We start from the raw sequence: 17,916 nt of genomic DNA, 5'->3' as shown, positions 1-17,916 counted from the left end.
CGCTCAGTCCCTTTCCTTGATGTCTGGAGTGGCGCCAGCGCCGCCGCGGTCGCCGCCCTGGATTGCGTGGATCGCCATCTGGCGGCGGTGGCGAGCATTCTGGCTGGCATGAAGCTTCTGCGCCCAGGCGGGTGTTCCTTCAGCTGCGCCTATCGGCGCGGCTGCGGGGGCGGCGCCGCCGGCACGGGTGCTTCCTGCTTCCCATGCGGCGCGCTGCCCACGATCGGCGGCAGCGCTAACGCCGAGACCGCCGCTCATCCGGTTGGCAGCCGCGCCGCGCATGGCGGTCGCAACGCCGCCGAGGCCCGCGCCGACGCTGGTCGAGCCCGAGGTTTCCTGCCCGAGCTTGTAGGCAGTGGATGCGGCAGACCCCATCGATGTACCGGCGCGGATCGCGCCGAGACCGGCCCCCGCGAGACCGCGTGCCGCGCCGACGGCGCCAGCGCCTGCCATCGCAAGACCTCCGCCGGCAAGCACGGTAGTGGCGATCACCGATCCGGCGCCGAGCTGCGGCGCGCCGGCGACGAGGCCGGATGCGATTCCCGGGCCGAAGATGGAGAGGCCAAAGATCGCGAGGCTCGCGAGCATCAGCGACACGGCCTGTTCGATCGACACCTCGTCGCCGGTGATCGCACTGGTGAAGTCGGCGAAATAGTTAGAGCCGATGCCGACGATGACCGCGAGCACCATGACCTTGATGCCCGAACTGACGACGTTCCCGAGCACCCGTTCGGCGAGGAACGACGTGCGGTTCCACAGCGCAAAGGGCACGAGCACGAAGCCGGCGAGCGAAGTAAGCTTGAATTCGAGGATTGTGATGAAAAGCTGGATCGCGAGGATGAAAAAGGCGGCGATGACGACGACCCAGGCGATCACCAGCACGGCGATCTCGATGAAATTGTCGAAGAAGGCGATCGGGCCAACCAACTCCTTCGCCTGCTCGAGGAGCGGCCATGCTGCCTCGAAGCCGGTCCCGGCCAGCTTGCCGGGTCGCAATAAATCGTCAGCCGTAATCGCGCTGCCCCCTGCGGTGAGGCCGAGGCCGGCGAAGCTGCGAAAGATGATATCGGACAGTGTCGAGAAGCTGTTGAGGATCAGGGCGAAGACGCCGACATAGAGGATCTTTTTGAGGAACTTGGCGATGACGTCGTCTTCGCCGCCGAGCGCCCAGAACAGCCCGGCGAGCGTGATGTCGATGCCGATCAGGATCGTGGTCAGGAAACCGACGTCACCGCCCAACAGGCCGAACCCGCTGTCGATGTAGGAGGCGAAGGCCTCCATGAACTGATCGATGACATTCAGGTCATCCATATGGGCGGGTTCCTGCTTGAAGTTGAAAGGTGTCGCGGGGACCGGCGGCCATGAGAGGGGCAAGCCCTACGGCCCCCGCGACGAGACAGGTTCGGACCCGGGGGGAGCTGGGGGCGCGGTCCTCGCCTGCCTCAGCTCATTGGCGTGGCGTGTAAGCCTTGCCGTCGCCGAGGAAGCGGCGCGTCGACTCGCGTGCCTCGCGCGCGATCTGGCCCCGCTGCGCCTGCTCGACCGATTCCGCCCGGAACTGCGCCGCCATCATTTGCTGAAGCTGGAGCTGCTGCTTGGCGGTGAGCGCGAGAAGCTGGTTCGTGGCCTGCTGCGCCTGAAGCGAGCCTTCCGCGCCCTGGCTGCGCGCGACGATGTCGGCGAGCGCCTGCGTGTCGCTCCGTACGTTGTCGACGATGCGGTTCTGGACCCCCATCGTCTGGCGAAACGCGGACATCGCGGTATCGAGTTGATCGCGTGCGCGAGCCACACGCTGATCGCGGCGGAACACCTGATCGAACTCCTGCGGGTAGAGCTGGCGGAAGCGCTCGTCGAGCTGATCGATGCGGAAGTCGACGCCCTGCGCCTGGCCCATGAGCTGGTCGATCTGCTGGAGGCGCTGGCGAAGCTCCTGAAGTTGCGGGAAATCGATCCGGGACAGGTTCTTGCCCTGGTTGATCAGCATCTGCGCTTCGTTCTGGAGACTCTGGATCTGGTTGTTGATCTGGGCAAGCGTGCGCGCGGCGGTGAGCAGGTTTTGCGAATAGTTCGATGGATCGAACACACTGAGCTGGGCCGCGACGGGCGTCGAGGTCAACGCGATGCCGATACCGAGCGAGCCGACGGCGCCGAGCGCGAGAGCGGAGAGGCACGCATATTTGCGGATAGGGATACGGGGCACGGGAAATTACTCCTTGTCTTCTGGGGGGCGGGCGGCAGGGTGACGCCCAAGCAGGTCGGCCGCCCAATCGAGGCCGGCTTGGGAGAGAAAGGTCGCGGCGAAGTCGGCCTGGCCCTTTTCGGCCAGCACCGCGTCTATGCGCTTCTGGCTGTCGGGATCGGACGCGCCGCACAACGCCAGCGCGATCGGGCCTAGCCCAAGCTCGAACAGCCGGTTGCCGCGCGCTGATTGCAGATAATATTGCCGCTTGGGCGTCGCGCGGCTGACCAGTTCGATCTGGCGCGCGTTGAGACCGAAGCGGACGTAGACCGTCTGGCCCTGCGGCTCGATCGCCCGATCATTGGGCAGCAAGATGCGCTGCGGACAGCTTTCGATGATGGCCGGCGCGATCGTGCTGTCGGCGATATCGGCTAGGCTCTGTGTCGCGAACACGACGCTGACGTTCTTCTTGCGCAGCACCTTCAGCCACTCACGGATGCGCGCGGCGAACAGCGGGTGGTCGAGGAACACCCAGGCTTCATCCAGTACGAGAAGCGTCGGCCGCCCGGTGAAGCGCTCCTCGAGACGATGGAACAGGTAGGTCAGCACGGGCGCAACGACGCCCGCCTGCCCCATCAGCGCTTCAGTCTCGAAGCACTGCACGTCGGCGATCGCTAGATCGTCTTCGGCGGCGTCGAGCAGGCGGCCGAACGATCCTTCGAGCGTATAGGGCGCGAGCGCCGATCGCAGCGGTGCCGATTGCAGCAGCAGCGACAGGCCGGTGAGCGTGCGTTCCTCGATCGGGGCGGTCGCGAGATTGGTGAGCGCCGACCAGACGGCCTCCTTGATCTCGGGTGTGACCAGTACTTTCTCATGGGCGAGCAGCGCGCCGATCCATTCGGTCGCCCAGGCGCGTGCGTTGGAGCGATCGATGTGGCGCAGCGGCTGGAAGGCGATCGTTCGCCCGCCCACGTCATCGGCATGACCGCTCTCACCGCCAAGCCCGAGCGCGTGATGCGCGCCGCCCATCGCCAGCACGGCCGCGCGCGCCGAAAATCCCTTGTCGAAGACATAGACCTGGGAGTCTGGATATCGCCGGAACTGAAGCGCGAGCATTGCGAGCAGCACCGACTTTCCGGCCCCGGTGGGTCCGACGATCAGCATATGACCGACGTCGCCGACATGCGTGCTGAGACGGAACGGCGTCGAGCCGCTGGTTTCCGCATAAAGCAGCGGCGGACCGTCGAGGTGCGGATTACGCGCCGGTCCTGCCCATACCGAGGACAGCGGCATGAGATGCGCGAGATTCAGGGTGTGGACGATCGGTTGCCGGACGTTCGCATAGACATGGCCCGGCAGGCTCGACAGCCACGCCTCGACCACATTCATGCCCTCGCGGATGCAGGTGAAGCCGAGCCCGTTGACGATGCGCTCGACCGCGCGGACCTTTTCCTCGACGCGGGCGCGGTCGATATCGGCAACGGTGATCGTCGTCGTCAGATAGCCGAACGCGACATGATCGCCGCCGAGCGCCTGCAAGGCGAGGTCGGCATCGACCACCTTGTTGTCGGCATCGCTGTCGAGAAGCTGGACCGGCTGGTTGTAGATGACTTCGCGCAGCAGCGCGGTGATCGACTTGCGCTTGTTGAACCACTGCCGCCGCAGGCGAGTGAGCGCTTTGGTTGCGTCGGTCTTGTCGAGCGCAATGAAGCGCGTCACCCAGCGATAGCCAAAATCCTCATGGTTGAGTCCGTCGAGGATGCCGGGACGGCTCGCGTTCGGAAATCCGAGGATGGTGAGCGTCCGCAGATGCTCGTCGCCGAGCATCGGTTCGAGCCCGCCGGTCAGCGGCGTGTCGGCGAGCAGCCCGTCCAGATAGATGGGCGTTTCGGGCACGGCGACGACATGGCGGCGCGCGGAGATCGCACCGTGGAGAAAGGTCAGCATTTCGCTGTCGCCGAGCGCGCGCACCTCGGGCATGAAGCCTCTGAACAGGTCAAGCGCACGATCCGTCTCGGCGATGAAGCCGGCAAGCGCTTGTCGCCAGTCGCGGCCCTTCGCGTCGTCGCTGCGCTCGATCAGCGCTCGGCCCGCCGTGTCCGCCTGATCGGGCGGAGGCAGGAGGGTGAGCGTCAGATAATAGCGGCTCTCGAAATGCGCGCCCGCGCTTTCGAACGCCGCGCGCCGTTCCTCATCGACCAGCCACGACGCCGCATCGGGAAAGCTGCTGTCGGGATAACCCAGCGCTTCGCGCCGCTCGGCCTCGAAATGGAGTGCCCAGCCCGAGCCGAAGCGCTTCAGGACATTGTTCGCCCGCGCGCAGGCGGCGACAAGCTCGGCTTCGGTGGCGGATTCTAGATCGGGGCCGCGGAACCTGAGGACGCGCAAAAAGCTGCCGTCCTTGTTGAGCACCACGCCGGGCGCGACAAGCGCCGCCCATGGAAGATGATCGGCGAGCCGGTCGGCCTTCTGACGGTATTCGCGCAGATTCAGCATGACAGATGCCCCTTCTGGCGAAGGTGGCGGACAAGGACCGGGGCGAAGTCGGGATCGCGCTTGGCGGCGAACACCGCGAGAGTGTGCCCGAACGCCCACATGGCCAGCCCGGCGATCCACTGCTGGAGACCGAGTCCGAGCGCGGCCGCGATCGTACCATTGACGATCGCGATCGCTCGCGGCGCCCCGCCAAGCAGGATCGGCTCGGCAAGCGCGCGGTGCATCGGCGCCTCGAACCCCTCGATATGGCTGGCGCCATAGGAATTTGGCGCGTTCACGAGATGAGCGCCCCGCCGCCGAAGCTGAAGAAGCTGAGGAAGAAGCTCGACGCCGCAAACGCGATCGACAGGCCGAAGATGATCTGGATGAGGCGCCGGAACCCGCCTGCCGTCTCGCCGAACGCGAGCGTCAAACCGGTGACGATGATGATGATCACCGCGACGATCTTGGCGACAGGACCCTGGACCGATTCGAGGACCTGCTGAAGCGGTTCCTCCCACGGCATGCCCGAGCCGGCGGCCTGCGCGGTGGCGGCGAGCGCAAGCCCGAGGCCGATGGCGGCGCCGGTGAGGAAGATGCTCCGACGATCGGGAATACGGGCAGGAATACGGGACAAGCGCATGGTCATTCTCCTTGGGGTTCGAGGGCGTGGTCGGGAGTAAGGTCGAGGACGGCGTAGCCGCCGTCGGGATCGAGGCCGGCGACGCGCGCGATCGTGTCGACGCGGCGCGCGAGGCCGCGCCCGGCGATGAACACGATCATGTCGATGGCGTCGGCGATCAGCCGGCGCGGAACGGTGACGACGCTTTCCTGCACGAGCTGCTCGAGCCGGTAGAGCGCCGACACTGCCGAATTGGCGTGGACGGTTGCGATGCCGCCCGGATGCCCGGTGTTCCAGGCTTTGAGCATGTCGAGCGCTTCGCGCCCGCGCACCTCGCCAACGACGATGCGATCGGGGCGGAGCCGCAATGTCGAGCGGACAAGATCAGCCATCGTGACGCCGCCGGCTCCGGCAGTGCCAATCGTACGCGTGCGCAGCCCCACCACGTCGGGCGCGGCGCATTGCAACTCACGCGTGTCTTCAATGATGATGACGCGTTCGTCGAGGTGCGCCATCTCGGCGAGCAGCGCGTTGGCAAGCGTCGTCTTGCCCGAACTGGTGCCACCCGCGACCAGGATGTTCTTGCGCTCGACCACGGCCATCGACAGCAGTCGCGCCGTGTCGGCGGGCATGATGCCGTCCCGCACATAGTCGAGCAAAGTGTAGATGCGCGCCGCGGGCTTGCGGATCGAGAAGCACGGCGCGAGGCTGACCGGCGGCAGGATACCCTCGAACCGCTCGCCCGCGCCTTCGCCGTGCGGTGGCAGCTCGGCTGACACGATCGGCGCATTGCCATGAACCTCTGTCCGTGCGTGGCTGGCAACCAGGCGGATGATCCGCTCGACCTGCGCGGGCTCATATTTGGTGCCGGTATCGATCCGGCCTTCGCCGAGTCGATCAAGGCGCAACACGCCGTCCGGGTTCACCATGATCTCGATGACCACCGGATCGGCCAGCGCTGCGGCGATGGTCGGCCCCATCGCGGTGCGCAGCATCGCGCGCCGACGCCCTGCGGAATTATCGGAGCCGAAAAGCGTGTCGCTCATCGCCCACCTCCATTGTCTTTCGCGGAGGCAGCAAGCGTGCGCTGGCCGCTGGCGAGCGCTTCGCCGACGCGGGCAATGAACGCCTCGAAGCGGTCTCGGCCGATCGCACGCGCCGCTTCGTCGGCTTCGGCCAAAGGGGCCTGCACCATCAGTTCATAGCGGATGAACAGCGCCAGGCTCTCGAGCAGCACATGCCCGTCACGCTCGACACGCCCCAGCGCGAGCGACATGCGATCGAGCCGCTGGCTGAACTTGTTCTCCAGCTCGCTCGCCGCCTGCCGGTTGAGCCAGGCGGTGAGCGCGTCGGTGAGGATCGCCGATTTGGACGCGCCGGGCTGGCTCGCCAGCGCCTCGAAGCGGTGGCTCAGATCTTCGGGCAGGAAGAGCTGGTAGCGGACGCGGTTGGGTTTGATCGCGGCCATTGTCAGAAGTCCGGCAGCATGTCGGCGCTGCGACCCTGATTGATCGCGTGAGCGCGGATCAGCGTGCCGGTGGCGCCGGCGCGGTCCATCGCGTGCTTGTCGGCGATCGTGTCGGTGTCGTCGCTGTCCAGGCCGAGCAGGTCGAGCTGCTTTGGCGGCTCGGGTTTTTTGGCGGGTTCTTCGCCGAGGCCGGGGTGGCGCTGCTGTTGCAAGCCGCCGTCCTCATCCGCCTTCGCATCGTCATCGGGCTTGCCGAGCCGGGTATCGGGCGCGCGGACCAGTCCGCTCCAGTCGTTGGGGCGTGCCTGCGGCCGGTCGGGATAGTCTCCGGGCGCGGGCTGCGGCGGCGGTGCGATCCGCTCGCGGAAATTGCGGTCCTCGTAATAGCGCAGCTTCCTCGCGCGGATCGGGGCCATGCCGGAGACAAGGACAAGCTCATCCTTGGGCGGGAGCTGCATCACCTCGCCGGTGGTCAGGAGTGGCCGGGCGGTCTCCTGCCGGCTGACCATGACGTGCGCCAGCCAGGGCGCGAGCCGGTGGCCGGCATAGTTGCGCATCGCGCGCTGTTCGGTGGCGATGCCGAGCGCGTCCGAAATCCGCCGCGCCGTGCGCTCGTCGTTGGTCGCAAACGCGACGCGGACATGGCAGTTGTCGAGGATCGAGTTGTGCTCGCCATAAGCCTTCTCGATCTGGTTCAAGGACTGCGCGATCAGGAAGGCGCGCACTCCATAGCCCGCGAGAAAGGCAAGACTGGTCTCGAAGAAGTCGAGCCGCCCCAATGCCGGGAACTCGTCGAGCATCATCAGGAGCTTGTGCTTGCCCGCCCTGGCGGGATCGGCATCGAGCTTTTCGGTGAGGCGGCGGCCGATCTGGTTGAGCACCAACCGCACCAGCGGCTTGGTGCGGCTGATGTCCGATGGCGGGATGACAAGGTAGAGCGAGACCGGATGGCCGGCCTCGACGAGATCGGCGATCCGCCAGTCGCAGCGCGATGTCACCGCGGCGACGGTCGGGTCGCGATAGAGCCCGAGAAACGACATTGCGGTGGAGAGGACGCCGCTGCGCTCGTTCTCGCTCTTGTTGAGCACCTCGCGCGCCGCCGAGGCGACGACGGGATGGATCTGCGGCGCATCCTTCGTGCCGAGGTGATTGGTGGTCATCATCCGCCGGAGCGTGGCGGTGAACGGCCGCTGCGGGTCCGACAGGAATGTGGCTACCCGTGCGAGCGTCTTTTCTTCCTCCGCATAAAGGACGTGGAGGATCGCGCCGACCAGGAGCGAATGGGAGGTTTTCTCCCAGTGGTTGCGCCGTTCGAGCGCGCCTTCGGGATCGACCAGGATGTCGGCGATGTTCTGGACGTCGCGGACCTCATGCTCGCCGCGCCGGACCTCCAGCAGCGGGTTGTATTTGGCGGAAGCGGGATCGGTCGGATTGAACAGCAGGACGTGGGAGAAGCGCGCGCGCCAGCCGGCGGTGAGCTGCCAGTTCTCGCCCTTGATGTCGTGAACCACGGCGCTGCCGGTCCAGCCAAGCAGTGTCGGTATGACCAGCCCGACGCCCTTGCCCGAACGGGTTGGCGCGAACGCCATGATATGTTCGGGGCCGTCATGCCGGAGATAGCGGCCGCGCGAGCGGCCCAGGAATACGCCGGCATCACCGTAAAGGCCGGCCCGCTCGATCTCGTTCGGCCTGGCCCAGCGCGCCGAACCATAGGTGGTGACGTGACGCGACTGCCGCGCGCGCCAGAGCGAGCCTGCGATCGCCGCGCCGCAGCCGATGAAACCGCTCGCGCCGGCGAGCGCGCCGGCCTTGTCGAAAACATGCGGCGCATAGGCATCGTAGTGATACCACCAGGGGAAGAGCGCCCAGGGACGATAGACCGGCGTGCTTCCAGCCATGAACCAGGCCGGACCAAGTTCGGGCTGGTAGGCGAGCATCGCCGCCGCCCATTGGGTCGCCGCCCAGAGGCCCGCGATCACGATTGCGAACACGACAAGGATCTGGCCGATGAGCAATTTGGTCGGGGTCACGTTGAAGCTCCCGCCCATACCGCCGGATGCGGTCGGGGCGCGGCTTCAAGACTCGGCTATGGGCCGCCCGAAATGAACGGAGCCGCTGGGGGCTGGTGGGTGACCGAAGGAGATCACTCGTCGGCGACTGACTCAATATTCCAGCTCTGTTCTTTTGATCGAGCTATGACCCGAGTTGATGATTCTGCCCTGTCGTTGTCCCTCGAGGTGGCACTGACCACCACACCGCACCGCCGATGACCCGCTACACCCTGCAAAAATCCGAGCTGCAAATTCGGGCTTGCGTGTCGGATTATCAGACATTATATCGCATTTAATGTAGTGAAATCGTGCGAGGCATGCATGGCGACAATCGCTCCTCCGCAGCCCGCGGCAACCGCGTTTCCCAAAGCCGACGCCATTAGGGCGTTGGTCGACGAACTGCTGCAAGTGGCCAGGGCTGAGGCACAGGTGCGCGGAATTGCCCTGCCTCCGGAAAACCCGAAGATCATCCAGGCGCCCGTGCCACTCGACTCCTTGTCCGTGGTCGACACGCTTTGCGCGGTGGAGCAGGTCCTCGACATCGAGCTTCGCGACAGCATCGTCCGCACCGGCGGCTACAATTCGATCGAGAAGGCGATTGACGACCTCCTCCCTAAGATCGAACGCGTCTGGGTTAAGAAGAAAGGGTCGAAGCCATGACCAATCTCGCACTCCGCCAGGAAGGCGACGAGCAGGAGCGGCGGCGCTTGGGCGACCGTCTGCGCGAAGCACGGAAATATCTCGGCCTCAAGCAGGAAGAAGTTGCTGCCTATCTCAAGATTCCCCGGACCGCGCTTACCGATATCGAGAATGGCCAGCGCCGCGTTGAAGCGATCGAACTGACGCGGCTTGCCCGTCTTTACCGCCAGTCGGTGGCCTATTTTACCGGCGAAGACGAGGCCTCCGCGAGCCTTCCCGCCGATGTCGCCCATCTGGCGCGACGCGTTGCGGCCTTGTCGACTGAGGACCGGGCCGAGCTGAGCCGGTTTGCCGAATATCTCCGCTCGCGGTCTGGCGGCGAACGGAGCTGATCGATGGCGTCGGATTATGCGAGCGCGGTTCGCGCTGGTACGATGGCAGCGGGCCGCCTGCATCGCGAACTCGATACGCGCGCACTGATCGAGACCCAAGGCGGCAGCGTCGATGTCTTCGGCGCGATCCATGCCGTGGGTCTACCCTTGCTGCTTCGTCCTCTGAAAGGCCTGCTCGGCGCCTATCTCAGCGCACCTGCTCCTGGCGTTCTCGTCACGACGGAACGACCGATGAGCATCCAGCGCTTCACGGCCGCGCACGAACTCGGGCATTTTTCGATGCGACACGAGCCGAGCCTCGACGATGAGAGCATCCTGCGCCGGATGCCGATGTCGCCCGAACCGGGAAACAACTTCGAGGAAACCGAAGCCGACGCCTTTGCGATCGCCTTCATGATGCCGAAATGGCTGGTGCTCGCGCACAGCGCGCGACAAGGATGGCAGATCGATCATTTCCGGCGCCCCAATGTCGTCTATCAGCTCTCGCTGCGGATCGGCGCCAGCTATGAGGCGACGTGCCGCACCCTGGTTCGCTACAATCTGATTTCGCCATCGGTGATGACCGACCTGCTCCGGACGCAGCCGCGCAGCCTGAAGGTCGATCTCCTCAAGGACTATCGGCCCGACAACTATCGCGGCGACGTCTGGCTGCTGACCGAGCGCGATGCCGGCTCGCGGATCGATGGCAGTCGCAATGATCTTTTCGTGCTGCAGCTCGAAGAACATAGCGGCGGTGGGTATCTCTGGGATCTCGACCAACTGATCGCCAGCGGCTTCGCCGTCGTTCGAGACGAGCGTGAGGCAATCGACGGCGATGGCATCGGTGGTCCCGTTGTCCGCCGTGTCACCGCGGCGCCCGATGCGCCGCGGCGCGGCCGCATGTCGCTCGACGAGCGGCGGCCGTGGCAGCCTGCGCCGGCCCTCACCAGCCTGACGCTCGATTTCGACCTCACCGGCCCGGAACAGACGGGCCTGTCGCGCGCCGAACGGCGGCACCTGCTCGAGGCCGCCTGACGCCCCATGATCGATATCGTCCGTGACCTTCGGCCGCTGTTCGGGCCTGCGCGCGATCAAGGCGCGCGGCCGACATGCCTCGCATTCGCCGCGAGCGACACCCACGCCGGGCTTCGCGACGGCTGGGCACCGCTGTCGTGTGAATTCGCCTTTTATGCCGCGCAGAAACGGGCGGGCAGACCGCCGACGAGCGGCGCACTGCTATCCACAATGCTGGACGCGCTACGGCTCGATGGCCAACCCGACGAGAAAGGCTGGCCGTATCTGGCAGCGGTTCCAGCCGATCATCGACTGTGGACGCCGCCGGCGACCGTTGGCCCGCTCTATGGCCGCAACGGACAGAGGGATGGAACCGACCTGTCATCCATCCTTGCCGCGCTGGATCGTGACACGCCGGTGCTCATGCTGACGATGCTGTCACGGTCTTTCTTCCAGCCGCGCGGTGATGGCGTCGTCGATCCGGCGAACGACGAACTCCCCGAGCCAGCGCAACGGCACGCGGTCGTCGCGGTCGGGCATGGAACCGTGGACGGCACCCCGGCCATTCTCATCCGCAACAGCTGGGGACCAGGTTGGGGCTTGGAAGGCCACGCCTGGCTTACTGAGCGCTTTCTAGCGCCGCGCCTTTTCGCCACGGCAAATTTGACGGAGGAAGTCGATGTATCTTCCCATACCGCCGCAGCCTGACTGCGTTGCTGGCTGGCGCGAGGCGGTCCGGCTCGTCGACCTCGCCACCGGACACCAGGCGCAGAATGTCGTCATCTCCGTGGCCGAGCCGACTGCGCGCGCAACACTCGCCGATCCCGTCGTGGCGGAAGTCGATGCCTTCCTTTCGGGCCATGGCAAGAAGCCCATCGAGACGGTCGCCAACACGATTTTTCCGGCAGCGCTGTACAGGCGCTACGGCGCGCCGCAATTCTTCGACCGGTTTCGCGACAACGTGCTGCCGAAGGTCCGGAGGTCGGGCGCTTGGTCGGGCTATTATTTCGAACGGATGATGGAATTGCCCCGCGCCGACGGCCAGCCAATCAATCAAATCTGGGGCATCGTCGAGCGCCTGCGCAACCCGAACGTCCGAGCGCTCAACAAATTCGAACTGCTGATCTTCGACCCCGCCCGCGACGTGAATGACTCGCCCTACGGCGGTCAGTGCCTGAGCTTTGCCAGTCTCAAGCTGATCGGCAAGGGCGACGATCGTCGCCTCGGCATGACCGCGCTCTACCGCAATCACTACTATATCGAAAAACTGCTCGGCAATCTGATCGGCCTCGGCCGTCTGCTCGAATTCATCGCCAAGGAAGGCGGGGTCGCGCTGGGTCCGCTCACGATCGTCTCGACCAACGCCACGGTCGACACCGCCAACTGGAACCGCGGCGATCTTAAGCAACTCTTTGAACGCTGCGATCAGGCGAGCGCACATCTCCGTGCTGCGGCGTGAGGCGCGCCCAACGGCAGTTCTAGCGGCTCATCGTTGTCATCCGCGACACCGTACAGGCTGAACATGCCCTCGATGAACTCGCGCTGCCCGCCGTAGCTCGGATGGCGGACCGCGGTGGTCGGAATGTCGAGACCGTCCAGCGCCAGGTGAGCGTCGCGCCCGATCGCGACGATCTGGCGGGGCCGGATCATTGACACGAGGGCTTGCAATATCGGCCAGGTCGCCTCGCGCTCGCTTCGCGTGTGGCATCGGTTCGACATCGGATCATCCGCTTCATGGGGATGGAACGGGAAAACGTTCCAGAGCATGACAGGCTGACCGATCCGCTCTAGCACACGCCAGACGATCGCCGCGGTGCGCTCCGCCACGGCGGGTCCCTGCGTCGCACGTTCAAATGCGATGCCGCCCATCAGCGTGCCGGCATGTCCGAGGTGAATTTCGTCGGTCAGCGGTACGCCCGTACGCCGCCCCCCGCGATAGCCGAGATCACGCGCGATCCAGATCGTTTCGACGCGATGATCAAGCGCCGCGGTGAGCAGCATTTCGAGATTGTCGCGGCGCCGGGCGGCGGCGTCGCTGCGGTCATGGACCGTGCAGCGATCGCGCCAGGGATTGAACACTGAGGGAAGTTCGGTCGCCGCCAGGGTGGACACAAAGGATTTCGGGGTCATGACGGCAATTCCTTGATACGCAGGCGGCGATTGGCGAAGTCGATCAGGACGCGGCCGCGCCGATGCTCCTGAAGGAAGCGGAAAGCCGTATAGCCCTGGAGGATCGCTTCCTCCCAAAGCCACAGCGGACAGCGTTCTGATTCGTAGCCGGCGACGAACTGGCGGACATGCTTCAGCATGTCCAGCGGAAGGCCACCGCGCTTCACGTTTTCAAAGTACCGGAGTTGCTGCGCTTGTCCGAAAATCCAGGAAGTTATGCCCTCTTCGATGAGAATCGCCCGAGCACCGTCTTCGGCGTCGTCGAGTTTCGGATCGCTCTTGCGCTTGAGACGGAGCAGCGCACGCAGCACTGGCGACCAGCCAAGCACCGCGACATAAGCGTAGTGAAAGACATCGTGGAAACGATAGTCGTCGGGTTCGAGCGCGTTGTCGGTGAGCCGGTCGCCGACATACACACCGCTTGAGCGTTGATACACGAATGTCTGCCCGCGAACGGTGCGTTCATAGACGTCGATCGCCATCCGCCGCGGCAATTGCTCTTCTGGGTCGAGCGCCGCATCGGTCGGCGCCGGATAGATGCGCTCGCGCGGCCAGCGATCGAAGATCTTGTGAAGATTCTTCACGGCGGCAGCCTCGATGGTAACACCGGATTCGTTTGCCGCCTGGATCAACCGGCGCATGACCGCGACCAGCCGGCCCGCGAGTGCTTCGCGGTCCTTCGCAAGACCGCCCGCCTGGAAATCGTTGATGAGCAGCCCAACGTCGCCTGCCAGCGCGAGCAGGCTATGCTCGAACTGCGGCATCGGTGCCTTGGCAAGCGGAATGTGCTGCGGCTGCAGCGCATGGAAACTGAGCGTTTCGTTGCCGCCCGTCTGCCATTGTCCGCCGTTTGTCGCCGCGGCGGCAGCGATGTCGCTGAGCGCCATGCGGCTGCGCCGTGCGATCGCCGCCAGATACCAAAGGACGTCACCAAGCTCTTCCGCGACGGCGTGAGCGTAACCCAGGTAGGAGGCATCGTCGCGCTGCTTTTTCTTGGCCTCACTGAGCAAGCTGCCGACTTCGCCGAAAAGGCCAAGCATCGAGAAGCCCAGTGCGCGGCCACCGCTGCGTTGATCAGTCCGCGCGGCCTGCTTCGCATAATCCGCAACAGTGAGAGCTTCGAAATCCTCGCTCATCGCCTGCCCTTCCGGCGATCCGATATCGCGTCTGCGGGGACGCTCACGCCATAGGCTTCAAGTGCCCGCAGTACGATCATCCGGATCGGCTCGCGGGAATCGAGCGACCGTTGACCGAGATCGCGTTTCGTAACGGCAGGAATCTGCACCTGAAGATGCTCGTCGCCGACATCGGTTTGCGCTGCGATATTTTTCATGAATCCATGAAAACATAATTTCATGAAAATAGAAAGCCCGAATCCTCCGGATCAGGAGACGCTCGGCCCGCTGCGCTGCCGCCCGAGTGTCCAGTTGATCCCGCCGTCGCGCATGATGCCCGAGACCGATTTACCGACATGGCGATCGAGAACAGAGCGCCACGGCACCAGCGTGAAATCGCGCGACCGTTCGATGAGCGCATGGCGACCACTCGTCATCTCGACTGCGCGCACGAGCCTGCCTTGAACAGCCTCCCCCTCTCTGGCCTCGGCGAACGGAACGCCTAACTTGTCGGAGAGCTGGCGGGCGACACGCAGCAATTCTCGCCGCTGGAGCGCGGCGAGCATCCCTCGCCGATAGACCGTCTGCCCATCCTGTTCGTCTGCAAGCTGTTCGGTGATCAGCCATTGCCGTCGCATCGCCTGCGCTGAACGAACCTCGTGCCCGAACCCAGCATCGCGCACTGGCACCGGCGCTTCGGCGACCAGCTCGCGATCGAGCCAGGTCGCGGCATCGGTTCCCGGTAATTTGTCGAGCGGGATCGCCGACAGGGTTTCAATGGCAACGGGGTGGTCGCGGAACTGCATGGCTTCGAACCTCTCGACCCTGGCGAGATGGTCCGGCGCGATGATCCAGCTTCCGTCGGGCTCGCGCTCGACGACGCCCGAGATTTTTCGCATCGCTTCAAGCCGCCGGACATGCGTTTCGGCGAAGCGTTCGCTGGCGGTCGGATCGTGCTTCAGATGGGCGTCGATCGAATAGCGCCCGCCGTTCGCCGCCGCGATCTCGTCGATCGTCCGATCGACGGCGCGAATGCCGCCCTCGCGTGGCGCGATCCGGACGATGGCATTTTCGGGGATCGTGTCGACCAGCTCGCCCTTGCCGATCTCGGCATAATGGGTGCGCCCGTCGATGCCGTCGACCAGCAGATAATGACGGTCTTCATGTTCGTCGGCGAGCCCGCGCATCACGACGCGGCCGATGATCGGCGTCGCCTCCTTCGCGACCGGGTCGTAGATGACGCGATCGACCGCAGCACGATCGAGCTTCCGCGCGGTCAGCTCGCGCTGCATGGTGCGGATGATGTCGCCGCGCTCGCCGATCTGGCGCAGTGTGTTCGCAAGGTCGGGCTCAAGCCGCCAGGTGCCGTTGCCGACATGCGAGGCGAGTCCCATGCGCCCGAGTTTCTGCAGGCGACCGACGCGAAGCGATTGCTGGAAGGGATCGCCATCGCTCGCGCTGACCAGCCGCGCGGTATCCATGTCGCGGATCAGCCGTCTGTCGATCGCGGTCAGCCGCTCGGCACCCGTATCGCTGCGAAGCCGCTCTTCGATTTCAAGGTCGGTGCGCGGCCCCAGGTCGAGGTTGACGATCTCGATCGCCCGCTGCCGGCTCCCGTGCGAGATATACTCGCGCGCGATCAGCAGATTCTCACCCCGATCGTTTACGCCGCGCACCACGATATGCGTGTGCGGATGGCCGGTATTGAAATGGTCGACCGCCACCCAATCGAGCTTTGTCCCAAGATCCTGCTCCATCTGCGTCATCAGCCGGCGCACGAACGGCTTCAAGTCGGGATACTGGTCGGCGTCCTCGGCCGACACGATGAACCGGAACTGGCGGCGGTCGCCGTCACACCGTTCGAGGAACGCCTTGCCATCGGCGACGTCGCTGTCGGGCGAGTAGAGCGCACCAGCCTCGCCCTCACGGGTCACGCCGTCGCGCTGAATATAGCGAAGGTGCGCCTTCGCACCGCCCATGCCTTTCCCGCCAAGGCCGACAGGCCGTATCTTGACGATCACGCGGCGCGACCGGAACGCGCCCAATCGGTCGCGCGATCTGAGCACCCGCGCAACACTCGCGCCGCGCCCGATCCGGCTGCCGTCGAAACGGCCGCGCCTGCCCGTTTTCATGCCGGCCCGCTTTGCCGCTTTCACGACGCGGCTCAGGTAGCGCTGCTCCTTGCCCCGGCCGCGCATCCGGCCCAGCTGCGGTTCGAACTCATCATCGCGCATAGCGGCGTCCTTCCATGCCGGAATGACGCTCCCCGCCGATAAGAATGGCGCGTCCTCGCCAGAGCGCAAGGAGTCTCGCGATTGGGATCGGAAAAGCCCAGAAAACCGCCACTCCTGGTAACCCTGTCTCGCACTCAAAGGGCGAGTCTCGCAAAAGCCTTCAAAAAACGATGTGCAGACAAACACTTACAAAATCGCGAGATTTTGCCTCTATCTTGCCATCGAGCCCGACTGCCACCTGCCGCCCCAGACGCCCGCTTTGCCTTCCCGCCTTCCCGATCAAAAAAGGGGAGCGGCGCCATGCGGCACCACTCCCGCGAACCTGCCCCTTCAACAGCGCATCGCCTTATTGCCAGCCTGCCTGTTCGGCCTGACGCAGCGCCCGATTGCACCGCTTCAGCCTCTTCTCAGCGGCCCTTAATTCGGCTTCGATCTGCCGCCGTTCTCCCGCGTCATCGCACCATGAAAGCTCCGCGCGAAGCTCCTCGATCTGTTGTTCAACCGACATCTCATCCTCCTGATACAAGCGAAAGATGAGCCATCGCCCGGCGGGGAGCGGGCGGGGTCAACCACCGCGCAGCGGCCGCGAAGCGGGCGACGGGGGAGCCGATTTTCTCGTCGCCGGAGTGGAGCGAAGCGGAACGCAGGTGGCGTGAAAATTGGGGGAACCGTCGATGGTTGAGGCGGTCCGTTCGCCGCCGGATACTCGGTGCTTGCTGAGCGGATTTCTTCCTCTCTGCAGGCCCGCAAGCGCGTTCCGGTGCAGGAAAAGGCCCACGCCAAGCCCTCAAGGCATGAGGAAAGCCCCGCGCCGGGTGACCGGCGCGGGGCCGATCCGGCTCAGTCGCCGGGGTTCCAGATAACGGCGAACGCGTCGTCGTCGTCCTGCCCGGCGGCGCGGCCGAGATTGGCGTAGAGGGTGCGGCCGCCAAGTTCGGGGGCCGACATGGCGAGGCGGACATATTCGCGCTGGCTCACCTCGCCGGTGCGGATCCAGCCGCCGCCCAGTTCGACGCCGTTCGACAGCACGCGGTAGTCGGGCTGGTCCCCGGTCTTACTGCGGTTGGGGATGATGGCGATCTCGGCATTGACCGAAAGCGTCTTCAAGGCGCCCCGGAACGAACCGTCGTTCTGGCGCTGGACATGACCGATTGAGGGCATTTCTCGTCTCCTTGCACATTCGCCCGACCCGATGCCGGGCGATGGGCGGACCGAAGGGACGGCCCTTGAGCGCGCTGCGAACCGCAGGCCGAAGCGAAGCGGAGGACCGGAAGCGCGGGGCTGATTTGGAGCGAAGCGGCCGCGAGGAGCGCCGCCAAAGCGGCGCGGGGAAATCAGTTCCGCGCGATGGTTTCGCGAGGCGCGCGGCCGTCCCAGGTCATGCGCCCAAGGAGCCGGCGACGGGTTGGTGAGACACGAAAGGACGAGATGCGCGCGCGGACAGGAAGCCCAGTCCGGCGTCTTTCCGGGAAGCCATGATTGCTTTCGCGGCCACGAGGCCGCGGCTATAGCCTCACGGCGATGAACGAAGGAACGACGATTGCGGGGCAGATCGAACGGCTGATCGTGCGGCTGGACG

General features: G+C 65.3%; 19 protein-coding genes. 5 read left to right on the top strand and 14 right to left on the bottom strand.

From position 1 onward, the window contains the following. Positions 1-3 precede the first annotated feature (3 nt). The 8 genes from trbL to FA702_RS15445 form a co-directional block, all read right to left on the bottom strand. Positions 4-1,311: a P-type conjugative transfer protein TrbL gene (gene trbL / locus FA702_RS15480; RefSeq protein WP_017499931.1), complete on the bottom strand. Its 1,308-nt coding sequence runs from the start codon at positions 1,309-1,311 to the stop codon at positions 4-6. A 136-nt stretch (positions 1,312-1,447) separates the two neighbouring features. Further along, entirely contained in the window at positions 1,448-2,200 is a 753-nt protein-coding gene (gene trbJ, locus FA702_RS15475) for a P-type conjugative transfer protein TrbJ (RefSeq protein WP_017499932.1), read from the bottom strand. 6 nt (positions 2,201-2,206) lie between these two features. Beyond that, complete coding sequence (gene trbE / locus FA702_RS15470; protein ID WP_017499933.1) at positions 2,207-4,675, bottom strand: conjugal transfer protein TrbE; 2,469 nt, start codon at positions 4,673-4,675, stop codon at positions 2,207-2,209. Beyond that, entirely contained in the window at positions 4,669-4,899 is a 231-nt protein-coding gene (locus FA702_RS15465; RefSeq protein ID WP_051035683.1) for a VirB3 family type IV secretion system protein, read from the bottom strand. The genes trbE and FA702_RS15465 overlap by 7 nt, the downstream gene beginning before the upstream one ends. A 50-nt stretch (positions 4,900-4,949) precedes the next feature. Next, a complete protein-coding gene (locus FA702_RS15460) occupies positions 4,950-5,303 on the bottom strand; it encodes a TrbC/VirB2 family protein (RefSeq protein ID WP_017499935.1) in 354 nt (117 codons plus the stop codon). Beyond that, the gene (trbB, locus tag FA702_RS15455) at positions 5,300-6,322 is read right to left on the bottom strand and encodes a P-type conjugative transfer ATPase TrbB (protein WP_017499936.1); all 1,023 of its coding nucleotides are present in this window, start codon (positions 6,320-6,322) and stop codon (positions 5,300-5,302) included. Before trbB ends, FA702_RS15460 begins: the two co-directional genes overlap by 4 nt. After that, on the bottom strand, positions 6,319-6,744 hold the full coding sequence (locus FA702_RS15450) for a hypothetical protein (protein ID WP_017499937.1): 426 nt from the start codon (positions 6,742-6,744) through the stop codon (positions 6,319-6,321). The genes trbB and FA702_RS15450 overlap by 4 nt, the downstream gene beginning before the upstream one ends. A gap of 2 nt (positions 6,745-6,746) precedes the next feature. Continuing rightward, on the bottom strand, positions 6,747-8,774 hold the full coding sequence (locus tag FA702_RS15445) for a conjugal transfer protein TraG (protein ID WP_038292469.1): 2,028 nt from the start codon (positions 8,772-8,774) through the stop codon (positions 6,747-6,749). Between the two features lie 342 nt (positions 8,775-9,116). Here FA702_RS15445 and FA702_RS15440 point away from each other — a divergent pair, with 342 nt between their 5' ends. The 5 genes from FA702_RS15440 to FA702_RS15420 are packed head-to-tail and all read left to right on the top strand — an operon-like array spanning position 9,117 to position 12,278. Continuing rightward, positions 9,117-9,455, top strand: a complete 339-nt coding sequence (locus FA702_RS15440) for a hypothetical protein (protein ID WP_017499939.1) — start codon at positions 9,117-9,119, stop codon at positions 9,453-9,455. Next, a complete protein-coding gene (locus FA702_RS15435; RefSeq protein WP_017499940.1) occupies positions 9,452-9,826 on the top strand; it encodes a helix-turn-helix domain-containing protein in 375 nt (124 codons plus the stop codon). Before FA702_RS15440 ends, FA702_RS15435 begins: the two co-directional genes overlap by 4 nt. 3 nt (positions 9,827-9,829) lie before the next feature. Further along, positions 9,830-10,840 (top strand): ImmA/IrrE family metallo-endopeptidase, encoded by a 1,011-nt coding sequence (locus FA702_RS15430; protein ID WP_017499941.1) that lies wholly within the window; start codon positions 9,830-9,832, stop codon positions 10,838-10,840. A 6-nt stretch (positions 10,841-10,846) separates the two neighbouring features. Beyond that, complete coding sequence (locus tag FA702_RS15425) at positions 10,847-11,527, top strand: C1 family peptidase (protein WP_017499942.1); 681 nt, start codon at positions 10,847-10,849, stop codon at positions 11,525-11,527. Beyond that, positions 11,499-12,278 (top strand): hypothetical protein, encoded by a 780-nt coding sequence (locus tag FA702_RS15420; RefSeq protein WP_017499943.1) that lies wholly within the window; start codon positions 11,499-11,501, stop codon positions 12,276-12,278. The genes FA702_RS15425 and FA702_RS15420 overlap by 29 nt, the downstream gene beginning before the upstream one ends. Here the strand turns inward: FA702_RS15420 and FA702_RS15415 are convergent. The 6 genes from FA702_RS15415 to FA702_RS15395 all read right to left on the bottom strand — a co-directional run bounded on the left by FA702_RS15415 (position 12,245) and on the right by FA702_RS15395 (position 17,498). Further along, positions 12,245-12,949 carry a uracil-DNA glycosylase gene (locus FA702_RS15415; RefSeq protein ID WP_017499944.1) on the bottom strand — a complete coding sequence of 235 codons (705 nt, stop codon included), beginning with the start codon at positions 12,947-12,949 and terminating at the stop codon, positions 12,245-12,247. The two genes, FA702_RS15420 and FA702_RS15415, sit on opposite strands and share 34 nt — an antisense overlap. Continuing rightward, positions 12,946-14,124, bottom strand: coding sequence for a nucleoside triphosphate pyrophosphohydrolase family protein (locus tag FA702_RS15410; protein WP_017499945.1), 1,179 nt, complete (start codon positions 14,122-14,124; stop codon positions 12,946-12,948). The genes FA702_RS15415 and FA702_RS15410 overlap by 4 nt, the downstream gene beginning before the upstream one ends. Further along, a complete protein-coding gene (locus FA702_RS15405; RefSeq protein ID WP_017499946.1) occupies positions 14,121-14,321 on the bottom strand; it encodes a hypothetical protein in 201 nt (66 codons plus the stop codon). The genes FA702_RS15410 and FA702_RS15405 overlap by 4 nt, the downstream gene beginning before the upstream one ends. 51 nt (positions 14,322-14,372) lie before the next feature. Next, positions 14,373-16,337 (bottom strand): relaxase/mobilization nuclease RlxS, encoded by a 1,965-nt coding sequence (gene rlxS / locus FA702_RS15400; protein WP_017499947.1) that lies wholly within the window; start codon positions 16,335-16,337, stop codon positions 14,373-14,375. A 346-nt stretch (positions 16,338-16,683) separates the two neighbouring features. Beyond that, positions 16,684-16,845, bottom strand: a complete 162-nt coding sequence (locus FA702_RS22820) for a hypothetical protein (protein ID WP_168196079.1) — start codon at positions 16,843-16,845, stop codon at positions 16,684-16,686. Between the two features lie 332 nt (positions 16,846-17,177). After that, positions 17,178-17,498 carry a DUF736 family protein gene (locus tag FA702_RS15395; RefSeq protein WP_017499949.1) on the bottom strand — a complete coding sequence of 107 codons (321 nt, stop codon included), beginning with the start codon at positions 17,496-17,498 and terminating at the stop codon, positions 17,178-17,180. Positions 17,499-17,916 lie beyond the last annotated feature (418 nt).

This window comes from Novosphingobium sp. EMRT-2 (genome assembly GCF_005145025.1).
Taxonomy (GTDB): Bacteria; Pseudomonadota; Alphaproteobacteria; order Sphingomonadales; family Sphingomonadaceae; genus Novosphingobium.
This window is presented reverse-complemented; position numbering and strand designations above follow the sequence as displayed.

Excerpts from the sequence above, each read along its gene's own strand:
- trbL (WP_017499931.1), bottom strand. The coding sequence starts at position 1,311 with ATGGATGACCTGAATGTCATCGATCAGTTCATGGAGGCCTTCGCCTCC.
- trbE (WP_017499933.1), bottom strand. The coding sequence starts at position 4,675 with ATGCTGAATCTGCGCGAATACCGTCAGAAGGCCGACCGGCTCGCCGAT.
- FA702_RS15465 (WP_051035683.1), bottom strand. The coding sequence starts at position 4,899 with ATGCACCGCGCGCTTGCCGAGCCGATCCTGCTTGGCGGGGCGCCGCGA.
- FA702_RS15460 (WP_017499935.1), bottom strand. The coding sequence starts at position 5,303 with ATGACCATGCGCTTGTCCCGTATTCCTGCCCGTATTCCCGATCGTCGG.
- trbB (WP_017499936.1), bottom strand. The coding sequence starts at position 6,322 with ATGAGCGACACGCTTTTCGGCTCCGATAATTCCGCAGGGCGTCGGCGC.
- FA702_RS15450 (WP_017499937.1), bottom strand. The coding sequence starts at position 6,744 with ATGGCCGCGATCAAACCCAACCGCGTCCGCTACCAGCTCTTCCTGCCC.
- FA702_RS15440 (WP_017499939.1), top strand. The coding sequence starts at position 9,117 with ATGGCGACAATCGCTCCTCCGCAGCCCGCGGCAACCGCGTTTCCCAAA.
- FA702_RS15435 (WP_017499940.1), top strand. The coding sequence starts at position 9,452 with ATGACCAATCTCGCACTCCGCCAGGAAGGCGACGAGCAGGAGCGGCGG.
- FA702_RS15430 (WP_017499941.1), top strand. The coding sequence starts at position 9,830 with ATGGCGTCGGATTATGCGAGCGCGGTTCGCGCTGGTACGATGGCAGCG.
- FA702_RS15425 (WP_017499942.1), top strand. The coding sequence starts at position 10,847 with ATGATCGATATCGTCCGTGACCTTCGGCCGCTGTTCGGGCCTGCGCGC.
- FA702_RS15420 (WP_017499943.1), top strand. The coding sequence starts at position 11,499 with ATGTATCTTCCCATACCGCCGCAGCCTGACTGCGTTGCTGGCTGGCGC.
- FA702_RS15415 (WP_017499944.1), bottom strand. The coding sequence starts at position 12,949 with ATGACCCCGAAATCCTTTGTGTCCACCCTGGCGGCGACCGAACTTCCC.
- FA702_RS15410 (WP_017499945.1), bottom strand. The coding sequence starts at position 14,124 with ATGAGCGAGGATTTCGAAGCTCTCACTGTTGCGGATTATGCGAAGCAG.
- FA702_RS15405 (WP_017499946.1), bottom strand. The coding sequence starts at position 14,321 with ATGAAAAATATCGCAGCGCAAACCGATGTCGGCGACGAGCATCTTCAG.
- rlxS (WP_017499947.1), bottom strand. The coding sequence starts at position 16,337 with ATGCGCGATGATGAGTTCGAACCGCAGCTGGGCCGGATGCGCGGCCGG.
- FA702_RS22820 (WP_168196079.1), bottom strand. The coding sequence starts at position 16,845 with ATGTCGGTTGAACAACAGATCGAGGAGCTTCGCGCGGAGCTTTCATGG.
- FA702_RS15395 (WP_017499949.1), bottom strand. The coding sequence starts at position 17,498 with ATGCCCTCAATCGGTCATGTCCAGCGCCAGAACGACGGTTCGTTCCGG.